Below are 20,866 nucleotides of genomic sequence, written 5' to 3'. Positions count from 1 at the left end.
CGTAATCAGCATAATCAAACGTTTATTTGTTACACATAATTTATGCGTAACGCTCAAGCACACCCTTCACCTCTTCAACATCCATGAAATTTTCAATTGTTTCTACAGGAGTGGTAGTGCCCTCAAGCTCTGGAGCAAGCTGAGGAGAAGTGAGCACAAGATCATTCATATTGGCAGTACCTTTTGCACTTCCAGCATCGGAAGTAGTAACTGTAACATCAAGACCTAAGTCTGCTGCCGCAGCCTCAACATTGATTTTTAAAAGTACAGACGTGCCAATGCCGTTTCCGCATACACATAGAATATTCATAGATAACCTCTTTCGTTGAGTTGTATTTTTTTAATTTTGCAAAATTAACTAATTCTTTAGTATTTAACTTTTAAGAATTGCGCGAATTTCTTTAGCGTTTTTTGCTTGCGCAAGTTCTCTAGTCTTCACAGGATTAGACAAAGCTGCAGCAACCGCGGACATAACGCCAATATGCTCATTTTCATCGTGACCTGCAAGACCAATTACTAAAGAGACCGGATCGTTGGCAGTGTTACCAAATTTAATAGGCGTACTTAAACGAATCCAGCTCAAACCACTTTTTAACACTGCTTCCGACGGGCGCGAATGCGCCAAAGCCAAGCCTGGGGCAATAACAATATACGGGCCCATTTTCTCAACTGTTTCAATCATCTGATTCGTATATTCATCAGTAGTAAAGCCAGACTCCTTCAAAGCATTGCCTGCAAGACAAATAGCATCACGCCAATCTTTCGCTGGAATATCAAGGTTTACTGCAGAATCCGGGAGAAGCTCATCAATATCAGCACTCATATTTTCTCTTTTCTAAGCATGTTAATTATTCTTGATTATTTCTGATTGGTAATCGAATTTTTAATGTTTTTCGTAATGATCATATTTTGAATTACTCCCTTGGCTTATTCTTGCATGATTGAGTGGTAGAACTTTCCAGCTAAAGCCTCATGAGCTTTAGCTTTAGCTTCATCAAATGTAGTTTGAGCAAGTTCTGCTCGAACATCGTCCAAAGCAACTGGCGTCATAGAAAGCGAGTTAATACCGAGACCTGTAAGAACAATCGCTAAGTCTGGATCTGCTGCAGCTTCTCCACACACTCCGACTGGCATACCATGTGCGTTACCAGCGTCTGCAATCATTTTGATCGCGCGCAACACTGCAGGGTGCCAAGCAGTTTGATAATTAGAAACAGACCCAAGGGTTCTATCTGCTGCAAGAGTGTATTGCGTCAAATCATTCGTTCCGATAGATACAAAATCAGCAACTTGAGCAACCTCCTCGGCAACAAGAGCGATAGAAGGCACCTCTGCCATAATGCCAACCTTTTTAAGACCTTTAGATTTACCAAGTTTTACAAAATATGCTGCTTCATGTTCGTCTGAAACCATTGGAGCCATCACCCATAAGTCAGCATTCGTCACAGCATCAGCACGAGATAATGCCTCCAGCTGACCATCTAGAACATCCATATGCTGTCTTAGAGTACGCAAACCTCGAAGTCCGAGGGCAGGATTTGGTTCATCTTCAGGAGTCAAGAATGGTAACGGTTTATCTGCTCCAGCATCAAGCAATCGAATAACAACTTTCTTGCCTTCAAACTGAGATAGTAACTCTGTATAAGATTCTGTTTGTTCTTCTATACTAGGCGGTTGCTCGTTACCAATAAACAGAAATTCCGTTCGGAATAGACCTACTCCTTCTGCTCCATACTCATGAGCAGTTGCAGCATCTGAGGGCTTTCCTACATTTGCTAAAAGAGGAATCAAATGACCATCTTTTGTACTTCCAGGCAATCCACGCAATTCATGAGCGCGGCTTAAACGCTCACGAGACTCTTTAACATGCGCGATCTCTTCTTCACTAGGACCGCTTATAACATGACCATTAACGGCATCTACTACAACAATTTGATGATTCTTCAGCTGAGAGGCATCGTGTGCTCCAACAACAGCAACAATTCCACGAGCACGAGCAAGAATAGCAGTGTGACTTGTAGGACCACCATCAAGAGTGACAATTGCCTGAACCTTGCTTAAATCAAGTGAAGCTGTATCAGCAGGTGAAAGATCCCTAGCAACCAGCACAAAAGGCGAATCACTTTCCGGCACCCCAGGAGCTTCAACACCAATCAAAGATGCAATAACACGCTGGCCAACATCATGCAAATCTCCTGCACGCTCAGACATGTAACCACCAAGATTACGCAACATGTCTTCAAATTGTGCGAACCCTTCCCAAGTGGCACGTTCAGCTGTTTTCCCCTTATCAATACCAGATTCAATTGCACTTATTAACGCTGGATCCGATGCCATCTGTGCAAGAGCTTGCATAATTGGTGCTGCTTTTCGAGTCCCCTCATCCTTTGCTTCAAGAGCCTCACTTGCACGATGGTTTAGGTCTTTATTTACTTCATTTAAAGCATTTTTAACAGCCTTTTTTGCATCCTCAGCCAACACACTAACAGCACGAGGAGAATCCTCTGGCTCATGCAAAGCAGGTGCCATACACAATACTTCACCATATGCCATCGAGCGCCCAATGCCAACACCAGTGATTACCATACTTAAAACCCTCCTTTAGGTTTAGAAACTTTATTACGGCCGCAACGCCGCATAAGCATTTCTTGTAGGTAAACGTTTCTTACTAATGAAACTATACACCATTAAAAACGTTGTTACAACAAGTGAAAACGTTTTCTGTATTTTTCAATTAATTATGCTACACTTAATGTTGAAAATAGCAAACAAAAAACCTTAAGAAAAAATATGGTTTGCTTTTATATGAAAAATAAAAATAAAAGCAGAATTTGTTAATTATTATTCAAAGGAGAAAAAATGGCAATTGCAACTCGTACTGTTACTATTGAAGACCCAGTTGGAATACATGCTCGCCCAGCGTCAGAATTTTCTCAAGCCGCGATGTCCTCAAATTGCATTGTAACGATTGCGAAAGGCGAAGGTACCCCTGTAAGTGCGAATAGCATTCTTTCAATTATGGGATTGGGTATTACTAAAGGAGATTCAATCACAATTACCGTTGATGGTGAAGACGCTGAAAATGTAGCTAACAATCTTGTCGATGTAGTCACGAAAGGCGAATAATATAAATAAATAAGTGTACATAAACTGACAAATAAATAATATTCAATTTGCGGTGCTGTTTACCAATAATTACAGCACCGCACTTATTCGGGGGCAAATATGACAAATCAAACTAATCAAAACGCCTCCATAACTCATGTAGCAGCTCTTGCAAAAGTTTCAATTGCAACAGTATCTCGTGTACTTTCTGGTAGACGAGCCAAAGATGACGATATTGCAAAACGCGTAAGAAAAGCTGCAGAGCAGCTTAATTATTCAGTAAATTATGCAGCAAGCGCATTAAGAAGTGACACAACTAATACAATCGGCGTAGTAATAGGCACAAGCAACGTAGATGATTCATTCAGTGTAAATATGCTTTCTGCATTGGATGAAGCAGCTCATGAAATAGATAAAATACTTCTTGTTGGAACTGGAAAAGACGCAGAAGCTCAAGAAGAACGCATAGAAGAGCTTATCGGTCATAATGTTGACAGTCTTATTGTCATGCCATCTAACAATAGTGATTTAACAAAAACACTTGAAAACTACGTTGACAATCTTCCCATTGTGCAAATTGGTGGCACTGCTACTTCATTCCACGTCAATTGGGTTGGCATGGATCAAGAATCAATGATGGAAGCTGCTTTAATACATCTTTCGCATCACGATGCCCATAATATTGCTTATTTAAGTGGAAATGTTGACTCCACACAAAGCGCAAACCTATTTGCCAATTTTCAGACTGCTGCAAGCCGATTAAGTTTACTTTCTGAGCCAGATTGGACAACTTTTGGAGAACTTACTTATCAACGTGGATTCAAGGATACAATGCGGCTTTTTTCTGATTCTACTGCTAAGCAATCTCGCAAACCAGACGCTGTTATTTGCGCAAATGACGCTGTCGCACTTGGAGCACTTCTAGCTTTAGATGAGCTTTCTTTGCAAGTTCCGCAGGATGTTCTCGTAATAGGTTACGGAGATAGCAGACAGGCAGAAATATCTGAACCAAAGCTTTCTTCAATCCGTCCTCCGTACCAGCAAATTGCACGCGAAGCAATCCGCCTAACCGCTGTCAACAAATCAGAGCAACATTGGTTACCTGCACATATGGAGTTTAGACCGGAAATCATGCGACGCGAATCAACAAATTCACCAAGAATAGGCACAAGCGATATGTCACTTCCGTGGAGGATATGATACTTTTGCATTTTATTGACTTTGCAAAAGTGAGCAAAATAGCGCTTCAAAAACAAGAGTTGCGTTACCATTTCTCGAAAGCCGACGACGAGCAGTAGCAATACTGTCAACGCAATCCAAGGCTCTACTTGCTGTCATGCTTTGTGCCAACTGGACAATTCTAGACTTGTATTCCTGATTTATAATTGGCGAAGACTTTTGCGCGTCGTTAATAACAACTAAAACGTCTCTATACACGCTATCGATTGCGTCAAGAGAACGGCATAACACGTCACGGCTTACACGAGTTACTTTACGTTTTACATCATCCTTTTTTCCAATTGCATTGTAGTTTGCGCGCAATTTGGGCGGAATGCGATCCTCATCGCCTAATCCGTTAATTCTGCGAAATTCTTTTTGTTGATCCTCAACATTTCGCTGAACCTCATCTTCTGCTTGTGCTTTTGCATCGTCAATAAGCATTGCAGCAAGCATAATTGCGTCGGCAGCATCATGCATACGAAGCAATCCTGCAACAAGCTCATCTCGCCTACTTAAAGCACGCTCATCGCTTGCGTAAATAAAAGCAGTTGCTATATTTCCTTGAGAAAGCCTGGCTGCACGACTCGCTAGCTTATTATCCGCATCCGTTTTTTTAGTAAGATATTCTGCTATAGACTGCTCGTTTGGAGTAGCTAATTGCACAAGTTGTGTACGCGAACGAATTGTTGGAAGCACATCCATAACACTTGAAGCGCATAAAAGCCAAATCGTATGCTCACTTGGCTCTTCAATCTCTTTAAGAAGAACGTTCGTGCTACGTTCCAACATTCGGTCAACATCTTCAATAATTATGATTCGCCAAGGAGCAGTGCTAGGCATCTGCTCAGAAATCCCAATTGCCTCACGCACATCGTCAATGCTAAGAGTTACGCCTTTTGTTGCAAGCGTATGCACATCAGGATGCGATCCTGCTAAAACTTCTTTGGCAGTTTTACTAAGCTCACCTTCGCCACTAATTCCATCACTGCCTTCTCCATGATCCGGACTTTCGAGAGCTGCAGCGAAAGCGCGCGCAACTTGCGCACTACCGAAGCCAGCAGATCCGCAAATCAGCCAAGATTGCGCTATTTTGCTAGCGTCCGCACAAGCAATGTTTCGCAATCGCGAAACTACCTGTTCTTGCCCAATAACGCTATCCCACACACTCATCGCTTCACCCCCTGCATAGCTTCTCTACTTCTTCACTTTATAAAGTTCGCCATTTTATTTAGTTTCAATTTCTTCAATTAAGTTATGTACGTCTTGCACAATAAGTTCAAATAATGATTTCGCCGAGAACGTTGCGTCTAATACGCGATAACGATCTGCAGACTCCTGCGCTAAATCTAAAAATGCTTCTCTAGTGCGACGAGCGAAATCTATTCCAGCTGATTCCATGCGATCTTGCTCGCGATGCAAACGCTTAAAAGCATCTTCCGGTTGCATATCTAGCAAATAAGTGCGATTAGGCCATAGCGAATCCGTTGCCCACTCACTTAAAGTTCGCACATCATCCTTAGTCAATTCGCGACCGCCTGCTTGGTAAGCAAGCGAAGAATCAATATAACGATCCGTTATTACTACTGCACCACGGCTAAGTGCCGGGCGAATCACTTGCGCAACATGCTGTGCACGATCCGCAGCAAAAAGCAAAGCTTCTGTTCTGGCAGATACACTCGTGCCATGCAACAGTATTTCGCGCAAAGTTTTACCCAACTGCGTACCGCCAGGCTCACGCGTCACTACAACTTCTCGCCCCAAAGATTGCAAATAATCCTTAAGAGCCTCAACTTGCGTAGTTTTACCAACGCCATCAATGCCCTCGAAAGAAATAAATAAGCCTTTATTTGCATAAGATTGCTCACTTCTGCAGCCGCAGTTTCCTCCGCAAGCGCAGCCACCAGAAAAATCGTCATTTTTAGATGCCATATTTTTGACTCCATATGCAAGGTTTATTTAATCTTTAGATTTCATTCCTATGCTTTTTTAGCGGTAGATTTCTTTGAAGTAGTCTTCTTTGTAGAAGTTTTCTTTGCGGTAGATTTTTTCGCAGTAGACTTCTTTTCAGAAGATTTTGCAGTGCTCTTAGTCGCGCGCTTTTTGCGTTTTACGGGACCTGCGGCACGCTTTTGCGCCAAAAGTGCAAACGCATCCTGCGGATCAATCGATTCAGGCGTATACTGCTTTGGCAAAGTGCGATTCGTTTCACCATCAGTAATATAAGCTCCGTAGAAACCATCCTTAATCACTACTGGCTTTCCAGTTTCAGGATCTGCGCCAAGCTCACGAAGAGGCGGCTTGGCGGCACCACGAGTACGCTTAACGTACTTTGGTTGCGCAAATAAATCTTTCGCTTCTTGCAAAGTAACAGTAAAAATAGCATCTTCACTAGAAAGGGATCGCGTATCCGGCTTAGATTCCACAGTTTCTCCAGCAGAAGTATCTACAGCAGAATATGTTTTAGTTAAATATGGACCGTAACGACCATTATTTGCTTCGATACGAGCTAGTTTTACAACGCCTTCGGCATCAACTTCTTCATACTCACCAACCAAACGTGGCAAATTCAAGAGTTGCAACGCTTCTTGCAAAGTCAAAGTCGCTGGATCCATGGTTTTAAACAAAGAAGCCATTTTTGGACGAGCTTTAGAAGCCTTAGAAGACTTAGAATCTTCCGCGTTATCCTGCTCTTCTACCAGTGCCACGTACGGACCAAAACGACCATTGCGCACTTCTACGTTCCCACCCGTTTCTGGATCTACTCCAAGCACACGTGGACCTTCAGCATTATTCTCAAGCAATTCTCGAGCAGCATCAACAGTTAACTCATCTGGAGCTAAAGTTTCTGGCAAAGAAGCATGACGAGGGTTGCCTTCAGCATCAAGATTCTTAATGTCTTCCAAGTACGGACCATAGCGTCCAATACGCACATGCAAACCATCGCCAATGTCTATGGTATTTATTTCACGCGCATCAATTTCACCAAGCTCTGCAACCTGCTGTTGCAAACCAATATGAGCTTCATCAGCAGAATTAGCAGCACCCTCACCGGAACCGAAATAGAATCTAGTTAGCCAATCGCGACCGGTTTCTTCACCGTGCGCAATTCTGTCCAAACCATTTTCCATATCAGCAGTAAACGCGTAATCAACATACTTTGGGAAATTCGCTTCCAAAAGTTTAATTACAGCAAAAGCAAGCCAAGAAGGAATTAACGCACGTCCACGCTCATACACGTATCCGCGATCAATAATTGTAGAAATAATCGTTGCGTAAGTAGAAGGGCGTCCTATTTCCTTAGCTTCCAAAGTTTTAACTAAAGAAGCTTCAGTATATCTTGCAGGAGACTGAGTTTCGTGAGAATCCGCACTAACACTTTTAGCTTCAAGAACATCCCCAGCTTGCATTTGAGGAAGTGCCTTATCGCTTTCACCTTCAGTTGCATGAGCATTGCCAAAAACCTTCATAAAACCAGCAAAAGTAATTACTGTTCCAGAAGCTTGGAACAAAGCTTCTCCATATTCTCCAGCAGAAGCATTTAACTTAACAGTTGCTGTAAAACCTGTAGCATCAGCCATTTGTGACGCAAGGGTTCGTTGCCAAATAAGCGTATACAATTTTAGCTGATCCGCAGGTAATTTATCTGCAAGCTCGTCCGGGCTTAAGAAACGCGCTCCAGCAGGGCGAATACATTCATGAGCTTCCTGCGCTCCTGCAGACGTAGTTGCGTACTGCTTAGGAGATTGCGAAACATATTCGTCGCCAAATGCTGCACGAGCAGCACTACGCGCAGCTTCGATAGCTTCTTTGGAAAGCGTTACGGAATCCGTACGCATGTAAGTGATATAGCCGTTTTCGTATAGAGATTGTGCAGCTCGCATAGTTTGGCGAGAGCTCATTGAAAGTCGGTTTCCAGCAGTTTGCTGCAAAGTTGATGTAGTAAAAGGTGGCAAAGGACGACGACGATACGGCTTCGTTTCCATAGAGTCAACTACAAAATCTGAATTCTCAAGAGCTTTAGAAAGCTTAGATGCAAAATCAGCATCAACATGCAAAGCTTTTTGTGATTCATCTTTTGTAGAGACCAACTCACCTTTTGAATTGAAATCTTTAGAACCAGCCAAACGACGACCAGAAAGCTCGCTCATGCGCGCTTCAAAATCAACATTTTCGCCATCTGAGCCTTTAGAACTTAAAACCGCGCTAATATCCCAGTAAGACGCCTTAGTAAACGCCATACGCTCGCGTTCGCGCTCAACAATCAACCTAGTAGCAACAGACTGCACGCGTCCAGCAGAAAGACCAGGACCAACTTTCCTCCACAAAACAGGAGAAAGCTCATATCCATACAAACGGTCTAACACACGACGAGTTTCTTGCGCATCAACCATATTGTCGTCAACATTTCGAGTATTACTAAGCGAGGCTTGAATTGCATCCTTAGTAATCTCATGAAACACCATACGCTTTACTGGCACAGTTGGCTTCAACGCTTCTACCAAGTGCCACGCAATAGCTTCACCTTCGCGATCCTCATCAGTTGCCAGATATAATTCGTCAGCTTTTGCGAGCGCAGACTTTAAATCGGAAACAGTTTTCTTTTTATCTGAGCCAACTACGTAATATGGCGCAAAACCATGATCGACATCTACACCAAACTTGCCAAACGCTGCTTTGCGTGAGGCTGGAACTTGGCTTGGCTGAGCGAGATCGCGAATATGCCCAACTGAAGCCATGACGGTGTAGCCATTTCCTAAATACCCGCCAATTTTTCGCGCTTTCGTGGGAGACTCCACAATGACTAGCTTATTCTGTGCTGCCATATTCGCTCCTTTCCTAACACAATCGAACATATAATTCCGAACTATATGTTTCACGCTAACTGTATCGCAACTTAAGTTATACGTCCATTACATTCCACCTCGGTGGATAAAAGCAGATAGAGTAGACAATATTACTTAGAAGCAGATGGCGGCGTCGGCGGAGCGCCTACTAATCCAAGCCTACTCAACGGCGAAGCTGTAGAGTGACGCATTACCATAATTACGCCAAAAACAAGCAAAGACACGCCTATAATCAGCCAATAAGTTGCTACATAAGATACGCTTGCAGCCCATTGAGCAAAAATATCAACACCAGGAAGAATTTGCCATATTAAATAAAGTGCATACAAACACGCCAACACACCAATCGTAATCATAGAGCTTCCTACAATTTGAACGCTAATTGAGGAACGTCGATAAGCTGGCATATCCATTCCACTACTGCGAGTGCATGCGAGCATAATAAGCGTTACAGCACCAACGATAAGTAATGACATAAGGACGTCAGAAACTCTATGCCAATGCGCTGCAACCAACGAAAGTTCCACAAGAACGCTTATAAAAGCTGCAGCTACCGCTGCCCATGCGCGCCAAACACGCGAAACTGCGCAAATAAGCAACGCACATGATGCAGTAATAAGTAGGGTATGACCTGAAGGTGCTGAATTTGCAGACAAATATTCAATACTTATAAGCATTGGGCGCGGAAGAATTTTTTTCAATGGTTCAGCAGCAGCCGAAAGAATAATAATTCCAGCACATTGACCAAGAAGCCACCAACGTTTACGAATACAAACTACTATGAGTGAAACAAGGGCAATTATTATGCTAGTAACTATAACAACCATAGAAACGCTTATAGGTCGCAAGCAAAATGCAAGCCAAGATGGCGTACCATGAGAACCAAATCCATCAATTACCATTTCTTCATAGCTTTGACCAAGTACTGTTTGCACACTAATAAACCATATGAACGCAGCAGAAGCCAAGAAAACAATTGCAATAGCAACACACCACAATATGGTAGATATTCTAGGACGCTTTACAAGCTGACCAAGCTGATCAATATCATCTGCATCTGATAGAGAATCTTTAGAAGATAACTGATTAGTCGAATACGACAAATCGGACGAGCCAGACAAATCAGATTGACGCTTAGTTTGTTTCACAAACTGTTTTACAGACTGTTTAGAAGATTTTTCTTCATTATTTTCTGGAAATAAAGGCGATATTTTTTCGTCATTATCTTCAGATGAGATTGGAGAAAATGGCGTAATAGTATTAATCGAATCCAAAGGATGCGAATAGTCACCACCTTCACTGTTGCGATTAACATCTTGCGAAGTTCCACCTACCGGCAGCGCATCATTTTTCTCAGCAGAATCATCATGCTGATTGTCAATGCTATTGGATTGAATTCCTGCAAATTCTTCACTCATACTTTAGACTTTACGACAGTATTTACGACCGCGCTAGTTTTACGCATAATAAAACCTCCGCGCACCCACCAGAGGCCACTTACCCTTGCTGCATTTCTGCCCTGGGGGGATTGGGTGACTTAGTGCCACACGGAGGCTCTATCTATATTACACGATTTTCGCTACATGTCGAGTAGTAATAAATTATGCGCGCCACACGCTCTTGCCGTGCTCTTTTGCAAATTCAGTATCTTCATCAAGCTGAGACTCGTTAGCTTCAACATCACCAGCAATATAGCGTTCAACTAATTGACGAGCTTCACTATCTTCATGCTGAACTGCAGGAGACTTCATAAAATATGAACTTGGAGCCAAAACCGGACCAGAAAGCTTGCGATCCAAAGCAATTTTTGCGGCTCGAACAGCATCGATAACAATTCCGGCAGAATTTGGAGAATCCCAAACCTCAAGCTTGTACTCCAAATTCAAAGGAACATCACCAAAAGTAGTACCTTCCAAACGCACGAAAGCAAACTTGCGATCATCCAACCAAGCTACGTAGTCAGAAGGCCCAATATGAACATTATGCTCATCCATTTCATGAGGCACGATTGAAGTTACTGCACGAGTCTTAGAAATCTTTTTAGACTCAAGTCTTGAACGCTGAAGCATGTTCATAAAGTCCATGTTTCCACCAACATTCAGCTGATACGTGCGATCCAAACGCACACCGCGATCCTCAAAAAGTCGAGCCATAACGCGGTGAGTAATAGTTGCACCTACCTGACTTTTAATGTCATCGCCAATAATAGGAACTCCAGCATCACGGAATTTTTGCGCCCACTCAGGATCAGAAGCAATGAAGACTGGCAGGCAGTTTACAAATGCGCATCCAGCTTCCATTGCAGCAGTTGCATAAGCTTTATCGGCTTGCTCAGATCCGACTGGCAAATAAGAAACAAGCACATCAACATGCTTATCTCGCAAAACTTGAGCTACGTCAACAGGCTCAGCCTCGGACTCGTCAATCATCTCGCGATAATAATCACCTAAGCCGTCATAAGTTGGACCACGCAATACTTCTACACCCAAATTTGGTACATCAGCAAAACGAATTGTGTTATTTTGTGAAGCGCCAATTGCTTCACTTAAATCATGCCCAACCTTTAGAGAATCAACATCAAACGCCGTAACAAACTCAATATCGCGCACACGATACTGACCAAATACAGCGTGCATCAACCCTGGAATTTTCTCACCGTCATCAGCGTTTTTGTAATATTCAACGCCCTGAACCAGCGACGAAGCACAATTGCCGACACCGGCAATGGCAACGCGGATGCTCATATAGACTCCTTGCCCTGCAAAATAAGCGACATTACATTATGCCGCACCATACACATTTCATAATACTATTGCTTTAACAAATATGTACTAATATTCAATATTTTTAATCTTTTCTAAACAAAAACATGCTGTTTTGTAGAAAAATTCAACACCGGACGCTACGGTGGAATGTATGGTTGCACGTAAAGATGGAAGACGAGCGTCTACTTCGCATGAGAAAGCTACTCGAAGCATATCGTCACAATCACAAAAAAATACGAATATGCCTTCATCTGTCCCACCACGCGGACAAGAATCATATCGTCCAAATTCGTATTCTTTTGAATCAAACAAAAGCAGCCGTAATTCAAGATTCGAACGTTCTCGCGCAGCAACACGCAGAAGGCGTCGTAGAACTTGGCGAGGCAGACATCCTATTATTTTTTGGGCGCTTATCGTTATTTTTGTGCCAATTTTGCTAGGCACAATTGTTTTTGCTTATCTGTATGCAACTACAGACATACCGGCACCAGACAAAGTTGCTATGGCAGATAAGACGAAAGTGTATTATTCAGATGGCAAAACTGAATTAGGTTCGTTCGCTGAGCAAAATCGCGAAATTATCAATTGTTCAGTACTACCTAAATATGTTGGTAAAGCAATAGTTGCTTCAGAAAATCGTTCCTTCTACCACGATGGCGGAATAGATTTTAAAGGAATTGGACGCGCACTACTTCATAACATCACAAAGCACGGGCGTTGGGGCGGCTCAACTATTACGCAACAATATGCGGAAAGATATTATCTCGGTGAAACAAAAACTTATTTTGGAAAACTAAAAGAAGCTATTTTAGCTTTGAAAATTGCGCAAACTCAAGATAAAGATACAGTACTTTGCAATTATATGAATACTATTTACTTGGGTAGAGGAGCATACGGAATTCAAGCTGCAGCCAAAGCATATTTCGGCATAGAAGCAAAAGATTTGTCACTTTCGCAAGCTGCACTTTTAGCAGGTATTATTCCAGCACCAAGTAGCTGGGATCCTGCAATTGGTCCAAAAGAAGCAGGCATTCGTTTTAAGCGCGTGTTACGCATTATGAAAGAAGATGGCTACATTACAGCCTCTCAGGCAGCGCAAGCAAAAATGCCTAAAACTATTACTCAGACGACTCAAAACATTTACGCAGGTCAACAAGGTTACTTATTGCATATGGTTCGCGATGAGTTAACTAGGAATGGTGCTTTTACACAGGAAGATCTCGACAGTGGTGGATATCGCATTATTACTACTATCGATAAAGCTAAGCAAGATTTAATGTTCAAAGTTGCAAGTCCTTCTCAAGATGGACGAGGAATTGTGCCAGAAGGACTGCAAGTTGGCGGAATTTCAATAAATGCAAAAGATGGTTCAATCATTTCCGTTTACGCAGGAGACGATTATCTAAAGAAACAGCTTAATAACGCCACACAAGCGCTTTATGAGCCAGGCTCTACTATGAAGCCTTTTGCGCTTATGGGAGCAATTCAGGCTGGCACTAGCTTGGATACGATGTTCAATGGCAATTCTCCACGCAAGTTTGATGGGATCGATAAACCTGTTGGAAACTTTGCAAACATGAGCTATGGCACCATTAACTTATACAATGCAACTGCAAATTCTGTGAACACAGTGTATATGGATTTGCAAAGTAAACTTGGCGCTAAAAAAGTTGCTCATACCGCAGTTATGGCAGGCTTAAATCCTGAACGAGTCAATGGTGAGAATCCGTTTACTGTGCTCGGAAACGATTCTGTACATGTAAGCGAAATTGCGCGCGCATATGCAACATTTGCAAACCAAGGAAGACGCCCAGATTTGCATATTGTTGCCAGCGTAAAAAATCCCGACGGTAAAGAGTTCTACCGTGCACCAACAGCTGGAAAGCAAGTATTCTCACCAGCCGATGCCGCTTTAGCTACAAAAGCAATGATTGGCGTAGTGCAACATGGTACAGCAACTGAAGCTCGCGCTGTAGGTAGAGAAATTGCAGGAAAGTCTGGAACAGCAAACGATGAAACTGCTGGTAGCTTTGTAGGATTTACGCCAAATATTGTTACCGCATTTGCCATATGGAATCCAGACGCAAAAGGTAGCCCACAAGTAATTAAACCGTTCCACGGATATCTTGGCGGAAGCGACTACCCTGTACACTTGTTTACAAGATACATGCGTCAAGCGGTAATAGGAACCCCGAATACTAAATTCCCTGAAGCAAAAGACACAGGCAAAATTGGCGGACCTGATGGAAAATGGGGATTAGGCGAACAACACACATTCACGCACGCAAAAACTGAGAATGAAGATAAGGATAAAAACAAGGACAAAGATAAAGACAAGGACAACGACAACGATTTAGACCTTGATAGCCAGCTGTATGGTCGTGACGATTCATCATCGGGCGGCGTTGGCAGTTACGATAATAATTCTGGCGGTCATGGTTATGACAATAACTATGACACAACTGGAGGAAACTAGTAAATCAACTGTAACTAATTTACAAACAGATATGCGAATAGCTATCTAAATAAATAACTAAATAGTTTATTAATTAGTTTTGCTTGTTTGTTAATTAGTTTCGACTCAAAACAATGTTCTCAAGCATTTTAGCAGTCACATTTTCATAACCGTTAAGTTCTGCGTGATGCTTGCTTTCAGATATGTTTGCGCGCGAAAAACCTGTTTGTGCAATTACAGTTGCTCCGGAATTAATTGCGGCAGTAAGACCAGATAGAGAATCTTCTATGGCAATGCAATTAGCCATCTGCTTTGCAACTTCCTCGTCCGTACCCTCAATGCCAACCATTTTTCCTGCAGCAAGATATGGCTCAGCACTAGGCTTCGGTTTAAATCCATCATCTCCACACACATACCCAGCGAAAGCGCCTTCTGGAGCGTGATTCACAATATTTTCAACCAAACAACGCGGCGAATTACTCACCAAAATTGAAGGAATGCCAGCATCCGTAAGGCTTTTAAGTACGTCTAAAACTCCTGGAACCCATGGCACGGATTCAGCTTCACGAGCAGCAACGTAATCAACCATACCTTTGCCGATTTCTTCTACAGTAAGTTTTGTACCGCTTGGAATCATTTTATTGGCAACAGTTTCAAGGGATCCGCCGGAACATTCCCAAGCTAAATCTTCATCCCAGTAACCACCGTATTTTTTTATTAAATAAAATTCCGACTCATGCCAATACGGCTCGGAATCTATAAGAGTGCCATCCATGTCCCAAAAAACTGCACGCAACACATGTTTTTCTTCACTAGAGTTAAGAGTACTTACACACACATTCGTCGTCTGTTCAGCCATTCACAATCCTTTATATTGCATATATTTGCTTTAGCTTTTGTAGCGCATTATTTCGCACTAATTTTGTATTACTTTTCGCACTATTAATTCTTCTCGCTAATTTCTCACTTAAGCACAATAAGTAGCCATGCCTACGTTACTATATGCTCCACGCTCTCCACAACACCACAGATTTTTCATCCAAAGACTTTCGATTTTTATAATTACTGTTATAGCTTTCTGAAGAATACGACGAAGGTAACGCTCGTCTCTCTGCAAGAATATCCCGCCTCCAGCGACGCGCATTGCGAGAACGCTGCATTTCCACAATGTCACCATCTGCATTTGCAGCAAAAATATTGCGCTCTGAAGACTCTGCAGAATCTAACAAATGCCGTACTTGTCTTTTCAGCTGTCGATTTTCTTCTTGCAAATCAAGTATTTGCATGATGCCAGCAAGATTAATGCCTTCATTTTGGCTTAAATGCTGAGTTTGCACAATCCTGTCTATATCTCGCAAAGAATAGCGGCGAGCGCCACCTTCAGTTCTATGCGGCATTATTAAATGAAGCCGATCATACTGTCGTAAAGTTTGCGGATGCGTATTAGTTAGGCGTGCCACGTGGCTTACGGTAAATATTGGCAAATCAAGAACAAATCCTACTTCATCTGCCCCGTCAAGCGTTGCAGTACCACGCACTAAAGCAACTGCACACATTTCATACAGTGCTTTAGTTTCACGCGTTATTGGTGTCATAGCACGCCTTCCTTTGCCCTTTTTAGTATGTTTAAAGCACTGTTACAAGCAATTCAACAGTGTTTAACCTACTAAATTATTGTTAACTTAGTTTTGTCTTAATTTTTTAATTTCTTCAGCATAAGTTTCGCCAGCAGTTTTATCAAATTCTTTTGCAACGCGTCTAAGAGACATACTTGAACGCTTTGGCAAACGAATCTGCACAACGCCAACAAAATCGCCATTTTCCCCCGGCACTCCAGCACCTTCTATACGAACTTCATCGCCGCTTGAAACACAAGCTGGAACTTTGAAAGTAACAGGGTTGCCGTCTAGGTCGTTTATACTAACTTTTGCACCATGCACTGCTTCACTTAACGTTAGCGGCAATGTAGAAATCAAATCGTCGCCTCGCAAAGTAAATTTATCTGATGCTTCTACTTGAACATGCAAGTACAAGTCACCTGCAGCACCACCGAACTTGCCTGGCTTGCCTTTTCCTTTCAAACGAATTTTCTGTCCGGTTTTTACACCAGCTGGAATATGCGTTTTAAAAGTTTCACCAGCCGCACGCAACGATACTGTAGCGCCTTTAAAAGCTTGCTTAAATGTGAGCTTTATATCGGTTGTTATATCTTCGCCAACTTCAGGCACATTAGCTTCCTGCGGTTGAGAATACCTCTCACCACCAAAGCCACTCGTACCCTGGAATCCTGCTGAATCTTGAGAGCGCTGACCTCCACCAAACATAGAGAAAATGTCGCTCATATTTGGTCCAGCACCGTTGGATGTAAAGCGAATGCGCGAACCGTTTCCGCCCATGCCACCCATGCTGCCCATGCCAGAGCCGCCGTTGAACATAGAGAAAATGTCCGAGAAGCTCGACGCATCGAAACCGCCAGCACCACCTGCTCCTCCAGCGAAACGAGCACCACCAGCACCAAATTGGCGGATAGCATCGTAACGTTGGCGAGTTTGACTATCTTTTAGTACGTCGTAAGCTTCAGAAACATCCTTAAATTTTTCTTCAGCTTCTTTTGTTTTGTTTAAATCAGGGTGATATTTACGAGCAAGTTTGCGATACGCTTTGGTAATCGTTGCCTCATCTGCGTCTTTGGAGACACCGAGAACCTTATAAAAATCCTTAGCTAACCATTCATTTTCAGCCATTTGTGCCTCCTTTCTTCACAAGCACATTGGCTATTTCGCTTTTGACCAAATATAGTCTGCTCGTGCTAACTCTTATGAGTCAGCACGAGCAAGTTATGCAATAAAGTCACGACTAAGAGTTTCGTTAGTCATTACTTGGCGAAGAAACGACCACACGAGCGGCGCGAATAACGCGATCTCCTATTCGATATCCTGCTTCAACTACAGCATCAACAGTTTCTTTTGTAGCGTCTGGATCTGGCCTGTGCAAAATTGCATCATGCTTGGTCGGGTCAAAATCTTCGCCCTTCTCACCAAACTTTTCCACACCAAACTTTTCAAAAGCTTTATCTATCTTAGTTGCAACAGCCTTGAATGAATCATCCATTTCGCTATGCTCGCGAATGCGGTCAATGTCATCCAATGCCGGAAGCAATGCTGTCAGCACGTCAATAATTCCATGCTGTCTGAAACGATCCTGCTCTTTGGCAGAACGATTTCTGAAGTTTATAAACTCAGCACGCTCTCGCTGTAACGCTTCCAAGTACTCTGCAGCTTCTTTCTTAGCTTTACCTAAGGGAGTTAAACTGCCGCTATCCGCGTCTTGGCTGTCTTTCGATTCTGAGGATTCAGTGGAATTCGCTGTATCCTCAGAATTTGCGGAATCCGCAGAAACGTTAGCATCAGCTTGTGCATCAGCTTTCGTTTCTGCAGGATTTGCATCTTCAGCAGCTTTCGATGAAGATTGCGCAGACGATTTCGCAGAATCACCTGTAGCTTTTACACCCAGCGAGTCAGCATCTTCCATATCTTGCAAATATTCGTTGGCGTTAAAGTCGGACATTACTTATTGTCCTTATCGTCCTTGTCGTCGTCCACCACTTCGGCGTCAACTACATCATCATCCTTAGCTGCAGAGCCAGCCTGAGCGCCAGCAGCAGACTGAGCGCCAGCTTCGGCACCAGCAGCACCCTGCTGAGCGTAAAGCTGCTGACCGATCTTCTGAGCAGAAGTCATCAACTCGCTTTGAGCAGACTTAATCTTCTCAACGTCGTCACCCTTCAAAGCTTCCTTCAAAGCATTAACCTTGTCGGTAACTTCCTTAGAGATTTCATCGGAAAGCTTGTCTTTATTGTCGTTCACAAGCTTTTCAGTCTGGTAAGCAAAGGCTTCTGCTTGGTTGCGAACTTCAGCTTCTTCCTTACGCTTCTTATCTTCAGCTTCGTGAGCTTCAGCTTCCTTCACCATGCGGTCAATTTCGTCCTTTGGCAAACCGGAACCACCAGTAATAGTCATAGACTGTTCCTTACCAGTGCCCTTATCCTTAGCGGAAACATGCACAATGCCGTTAGCGTCAATATCGAAAGTGACTTCAATCTGAGGAACGCCACGAGGAGCTGGAGCAATACCAGTCAACTCAAAAGTGCCAAGAGGCTTGTTATCGCGAGCAAACTCACGCTCACCCTGGTAAACCTGAATCAACACGGATGGCTGATTGTCTTCAGCAGTGGAGAATACTTCCGAGCGCTTCGTCGGAATTGCAGTGTTGCGGTCAATAAGCTTTGTCATAATTCCACCCTTGGTTTCAATACCCAAGGAAAGTGGAGTTACATCAATAAGCAGAACGTCTTTGCGGTCTCCCTTAATAACGCCCGACTGCACGGCTGCGCCAACGGCCACGACTTCATCTGGGTTCACGGACTGGTTAGCTTCCTTACCGCCAGTAAGTTCCTTCACCAAATCCTTCACAGCTGGCATACGAGTAGAGCCACCAACAAGAACCACGTGATCAATCTGGCTTACTGAAATTCCAGCGTCAGAAAGAACGTTGTTAAATGGCGTACGGCAGCGGCCGAGCAAGTCGGAAGTCATTTCCTCAAAGTGAGCACGAGTCAAAGTCTCATCCAAATGCACTGGAGTGCCGTCAGGAGTCATTGCCAAGTACTGCATAGAAATTGAGGTGGAAGTAGAAGAGCTAAGCTCCTTCTTTGCCTGCTCAGCAGCTTCCTTCAAGCGCTGCAAAGCAATCTTATCCTTGCTCAAATCAACGCCATACTTGTTCTTAACTTCGCCAACAAGCCAGTCGATAATCTTCTGATCCCAGTCGTCGCCACCCAAGTGGTTATCGCCATTAGTTGCTTGCACCTGAATTGTGGAGAATCCGTCATCATCCTTACCAATTTCAAGCAAGGACACATCGAAAGTACCGCCACCCAAGTCGAATACCAAAATGCGCTCGTCTTCCTTGCCCTTTTCGAGGCCGTAAGCCAAAGCTGCAGCAGTTGGTTCGTTAATAATACGAAGCACGTTCAAGCCTGCAATCTTACCTGCATCCTTAGTTGCCTGACGCTGAGCATCGTTGAAGTAAGCTGGGCATGTAATAACGGCATCGGTTACCGGCTCGCCCAAGTAAGCTTCAGCATCGCGCTTCAACTTCATTAAAACCTGTGCAGAAATCTCTTGTGGAGTCCACTTCTTGCCGTCGATATCAACAGTCCAATCAGTGCCCATATGACGCTTTACTGAGCTAATCGTGCGATCAACGTTTGTTACAGCCTGACGCTTAGCAACTTCACCAACCAAGATTTCGCCGGATTTGCTGAATGCCACAACAGATGGCGTGGTACGTGCGCCTTCAGCGTTCACAATAACGGTTGGGCTGCCACCTTCAAGAGTAGCAATGCAAGAGTTGGTTGTTCCCAAATCAATACCTACTGCGCGTCCCATAATTTCTCCTTAACTAGGTATTGCACCTTTTGTGCAATTACGCTTTCCTTCAAGTTTTGCAGTTACGTGAGCTGAGCTTTATTTAGATTCCTTATTGGAAACTAGGTAAATCACCAGCTTTTTTACTTTCCAAAACTTGAGCCTACTACACTCAACTTGTAAAAGTCAACTTTTATTCCCAAAAATTACAAAAAACTTTATACAACTAGACTCAAGTTTTGCAATTTAAGCAAAATTAAGGGGAAATTCTGCAAAATTCAGTAGCATTCACGCGCTGAACTTAAAACGACGCAAAGAATTATCCAGAGCATTGTAGCGCGCCAAAACACCAATAAGCGGCGTGCCAATACCGGTTATGAGTTTGATTGCTTCAGTTGCCATCATTGCGCCAACAATAGCTGCAGTCGCGCCCAATACTGCCGATTTTGGCACTTTTTCTTTAGGCGGAGGACAAGGGTACAAGTCGCGCAATCCTGGTCCCTCCCCAGGCATAAAAACGCTTACTTGACCTTCATAATAAAGCACCGATCCGTAAACTTCTGGCGTACCAGCACTCCAAGCAGCATCCGCAATCAAAAAGCGAGTAGCAAAATTATCGCAACCATCAATTATTAAGTCGTGACTTTCTACAAGTTGCTTTGCGTTGTCTTCATTAAATCTATCTACAAGGTTGATTTTTAAACCCGGAGATAACGCTTGCAGACGCTTAGCCGCAAGTTGCGCTTTAGATTTGCCACACTGATCGACAGTATATAAAGTCTGCCTTTGCAAATTAGAAAGCTCAACAACATCGTCATCACAAATCGTAATTTCGCCAACTCCTGCTGCAGCAAGCGAAAGCAAGCATGGCGAACCAAGTCCACCTGCTCCGACCATGCAGATTTTCGCATCGCGAAGTAACTGCTGATGTTCATGCGTAAAGCCCGGCAGGAGCAAGTGGCGGCTAGTGCGTTCCACCTCAAGCTCCTGCAGGTTGTCGTAAATTTTATTAATCGTCATGTTGAATAATATGCCGAAAAATTACAG

At 43.2% G+C, this 20,866-nt stretch carries 17 protein-coding genes and 1 other RNA gene; 3 read left to right on the top strand and 15 right to left on the bottom strand.

From position 1 onward, the window contains the following. Window positions 1-40: 40 nt before the first annotated feature. The 3 genes from HXT32_RS00630 to ptsP all read right to left on the bottom strand — a co-directional run bounded on the left by HXT32_RS00630 (window position 41) and on the right by ptsP (window position 2,586). Window positions 41-310 carry a PTS sugar transporter subunit IIB gene (locus tag HXT32_RS00630; protein WP_004104746.1) on the bottom strand — a complete coding sequence of 90 codons (270 nt, stop codon included), beginning with the start codon at window positions 308-310 and terminating at the stop codon, window positions 41-43. A 63-nt stretch (window positions 311-373) separates the two neighbouring features. Then, window positions 374-823: a PTS sugar transporter subunit IIA gene (locus HXT32_RS00625; protein ID WP_288231325.1), complete on the bottom strand. Its 450-nt coding sequence runs from the start codon at window positions 821-823 to the stop codon at window positions 374-376. A 104-nt stretch (window positions 824-927) separates the two neighbouring features. Continuing rightward, window positions 928-2,586 carry a phosphoenolpyruvate--protein phosphotransferase gene (ptsP, locus tag HXT32_RS00620; protein WP_422118976.1) on the bottom strand — a complete coding sequence of 553 codons (1,659 nt, stop codon included), beginning with the start codon at window positions 2,584-2,586 and terminating at the stop codon, window positions 928-930. 273 nt (window positions 2,587-2,859) lie between these two features. Between ptsP and HXT32_RS00615 the strand changes: the two genes are divergently transcribed. Beyond that, window positions 2,860-3,126: an HPr family phosphocarrier protein gene (locus HXT32_RS00615; protein WP_004108039.1), complete on the top strand. Its 267-nt coding sequence runs from the start codon at window positions 2,860-2,862 to the stop codon at window positions 3,124-3,126. Between the two features lie 99 nt (window positions 3,127-3,225). Continuing rightward, window positions 3,226-4,305 (top strand): LacI family DNA-binding transcriptional regulator, encoded by a 1,080-nt coding sequence (locus tag HXT32_RS00610; protein WP_004108041.1) that lies wholly within the window; start codon window positions 3,226-3,228, stop codon window positions 4,303-4,305. A 12-nt stretch (window positions 4,306-4,317) separates the two neighbouring features. Here HXT32_RS00610 and HXT32_RS00605 read toward each other — a convergent pair whose 3' ends face one another. The 6 genes from HXT32_RS00605 to HXT32_RS00580 all read right to left on the bottom strand — a co-directional run bounded on the left by HXT32_RS00605 (window position 4,318) and on the right by HXT32_RS00580 (window position 11,914). Then, the gene (locus tag HXT32_RS00605; protein WP_064621982.1) at window positions 4,318-5,496 is read right to left on the bottom strand and encodes a DNA polymerase III subunit delta'; all 1,179 of its coding nucleotides are present in this window, start codon (window positions 5,494-5,496) and stop codon (window positions 4,318-4,320) included. Between the two features lie 54 nt (window positions 5,497-5,550). Then, window positions 5,551-6,255: a dTMP kinase gene (gene tmk, locus HXT32_RS00600; protein ID WP_415697798.1), complete on the bottom strand. Its 705-nt coding sequence runs from the start codon at window positions 6,253-6,255 to the stop codon at window positions 5,551-5,553. 47 nt (window positions 6,256-6,302) lie between these two features. Then, window positions 6,303-9,149 (bottom strand): type I DNA topoisomerase, encoded by a 2,847-nt coding sequence (gene topA, locus HXT32_RS00595; protein WP_116432079.1) that lies wholly within the window; start codon window positions 9,147-9,149, stop codon window positions 6,303-6,305. A gap of 131 nt (window positions 9,150-9,280) precedes the next feature. Continuing rightward, the gene (locus HXT32_RS00590) at window positions 9,281-10,588 is read right to left on the bottom strand and encodes a phosphatase PAP2 family protein (RefSeq protein ID WP_119522958.1); all 1,308 of its coding nucleotides are present in this window, start codon (window positions 10,586-10,588) and stop codon (window positions 9,281-9,283) included. A gap of 45 nt (window positions 10,589-10,633) precedes the next feature. Beyond that, an RNA gene (ffs, locus tag HXT32_RS00585) (signal recognition particle sRNA small type) lies at window positions 10,634-10,730 on the bottom strand. 41 nt (window positions 10,731-10,771) lie between these two features. Next, window positions 10,772-11,914 (bottom strand): inositol-3-phosphate synthase, encoded by a 1,143-nt coding sequence (locus HXT32_RS00580; protein ID WP_033888408.1) that lies wholly within the window; start codon window positions 11,912-11,914, stop codon window positions 10,772-10,774. A gap of 172 nt (window positions 11,915-12,086) precedes the next feature. Here HXT32_RS00580 and HXT32_RS00575 point away from each other — a divergent pair, with 172 nt between their 5' ends. After that, window positions 12,087-14,411: a transglycosylase domain-containing protein gene (locus tag HXT32_RS00575; RefSeq protein ID WP_033888409.1), complete on the top strand. Its 2,325-nt coding sequence runs from the start codon at window positions 12,087-12,089 to the stop codon at window positions 14,409-14,411. Window positions 14,412-14,505: 94 nt separating this feature from the next. Here HXT32_RS00575 and HXT32_RS00570 read toward each other — a convergent pair whose 3' ends face one another. The 6 genes from HXT32_RS00570 to HXT32_RS00545 form a co-directional block, all read right to left on the bottom strand. Further along, window positions 14,506-15,249 carry an HAD family hydrolase gene (locus HXT32_RS00570; RefSeq protein ID WP_116773618.1) on the bottom strand — a complete coding sequence of 248 codons (744 nt, stop codon included), beginning with the start codon at window positions 15,247-15,249 and terminating at the stop codon, window positions 14,506-14,508. Window positions 15,250-15,388: 139 nt separating this feature from the next. Then, window positions 15,389-15,985, bottom strand: a complete 597-nt coding sequence (locus HXT32_RS00565) for a heat shock protein transcriptional repressor HspR (protein ID WP_004108108.1) — start codon at window positions 15,983-15,985, stop codon at window positions 15,389-15,391. An 87-nt stretch (window positions 15,986-16,072) separates the two neighbouring features. Beyond that, window positions 16,073-17,134, bottom strand: coding sequence for a DnaJ C-terminal domain-containing protein (locus HXT32_RS00560; RefSeq protein WP_012914518.1), 1,062 nt, complete (start codon window positions 17,132-17,134; stop codon window positions 16,073-16,075). 124 nt (window positions 17,135-17,258) lie between these two features. Continuing rightward, window positions 17,259-17,957: a nucleotide exchange factor GrpE gene (gene grpE / locus HXT32_RS00555; protein WP_012914519.1), complete on the bottom strand. Its 699-nt coding sequence runs from the start codon at window positions 17,955-17,957 to the stop codon at window positions 17,259-17,261. Next, the gene (gene dnaK, locus HXT32_RS00550; protein ID WP_004104772.1) at window positions 17,957-19,840 is read right to left on the bottom strand and encodes a molecular chaperone DnaK; all 1,884 of its coding nucleotides are present in this window, start codon (window positions 19,838-19,840) and stop codon (window positions 17,957-17,959) included. The genes grpE and dnaK overlap by 1 nt, the downstream gene beginning before the upstream one ends. A 267-nt stretch (window positions 19,841-20,107) precedes the next feature. Continuing rightward, window positions 20,108-20,839 carry a HesA/MoeB/ThiF family protein gene (locus HXT32_RS00545; RefSeq protein WP_033888410.1) on the bottom strand — a complete coding sequence of 244 codons (732 nt, stop codon included), beginning with the start codon at window positions 20,837-20,839 and terminating at the stop codon, window positions 20,108-20,110. Between the last annotated feature and the right edge of the window lie 27 nt (window positions 20,840-20,866).

The organism is Gardnerella sp. DNF00747, from assembly GCF_049262675.1.
GTDB lineage: Bacteria > Actinomycetota > Actinomycetes > Actinomycetales > Bifidobacteriaceae > Bifidobacterium > Bifidobacterium swidsinskii.
The sequence above is the reverse complement of the archived record's forward strand: the minus strand, read 5'-3'. Positions and strand labels throughout refer to the sequence as shown.

Coding starts and splice junctions, on each gene's coding strand:
- HXT32_RS00590 (WP_119522958.1), bottom strand. CDS start 10,588: ATGAGTGAAGAATTTGCAGGAATTCAATCCAATAGCATTGACAATCAG.
- HXT32_RS00565 (WP_004108108.1), bottom strand. CDS start 15,985: ATGACACCAATAACGCGTGAAACTAAAGCACTGTATGAAATGTGTGCA.
- HXT32_RS00545 (WP_033888410.1), bottom strand. CDS start 20,839: ATGACGATTAATAAAATTTACGACAACCTGCAGGAGCTTGAGGTGGAA.
- dnaK (WP_004104772.1), bottom strand. CDS start 19,840: ATGGGACGCGCAGTAGGTATTGATTTGGGAACAACCAACTCTTGCATT.
- HXT32_RS00610 (WP_004108041.1), top strand. CDS start 3,226: ATGACAAATCAAACTAATCAAAACGCCTCCATAACTCATGTAGCAGCT.
- ptsP (WP_422118976.1), bottom strand. CDS start 2,586: ATGGTAATCACTGGTGTTGGCATTGGGCGCTCGATGGCATATGGTGAA.
- HXT32_RS00605 (WP_064621982.1), bottom strand. CDS start 5,496: ATGAGTGTGTGGGATAGCGTTATTGGGCAAGAACAGGTAGTTTCGCGA.
- HXT32_RS00615 (WP_004108039.1), top strand. CDS start 2,860: ATGGCAATTGCAACTCGTACTGTTACTATTGAAGACCCAGTTGGAATA.
- HXT32_RS00560 (WP_012914518.1), bottom strand. CDS start 17,134: ATGGCTGAAAATGAATGGTTAGCTAAGGATTTTTATAAGGTTCTCGGT.
- HXT32_RS00570 (WP_116773618.1), bottom strand. CDS start 15,249: ATGGCTGAACAGACGACGAATGTGTGTGTAAGTACTCTTAACTCTAGT.
- HXT32_RS00625 (WP_288231325.1), bottom strand. CDS start 823: ATGAGTGCTGATATTGATGAGCTTCTCCCGGATTCTGCAGTAAACCTT.
- HXT32_RS00575 (WP_033888409.1), top strand. CDS start 12,087: ATGGTTGCACGTAAAGATGGAAGACGAGCGTCTACTTCGCATGAGAAA.
- HXT32_RS00580 (WP_033888408.1), bottom strand. CDS start 11,914: ATGAGCATCCGCGTTGCCATTGCCGGTGTCGGCAATTGTGCTTCGTCG.
- grpE (WP_012914519.1), bottom strand. CDS start 17,957: ATGTCCGACTTTAACGCCAACGAATATTTGCAAGATATGGAAGATGCT.
- tmk (WP_415697798.1), bottom strand. CDS start 6,255: ATGGCATCTAAAAATGACGATTTTTCTGGTGGCTGCGCTTGCGGAGGA.
- topA (WP_116432079.1), bottom strand. CDS start 9,149: ATGGCAGCACAGAATAAGCTAGTCATTGTGGAGTCTCCCACGAAAGCG.
- HXT32_RS00630 (WP_004104746.1), bottom strand. CDS start 310: ATGAATATTCTATGTGTATGCGGAAACGGCATTGGCACGTCTGTACTT.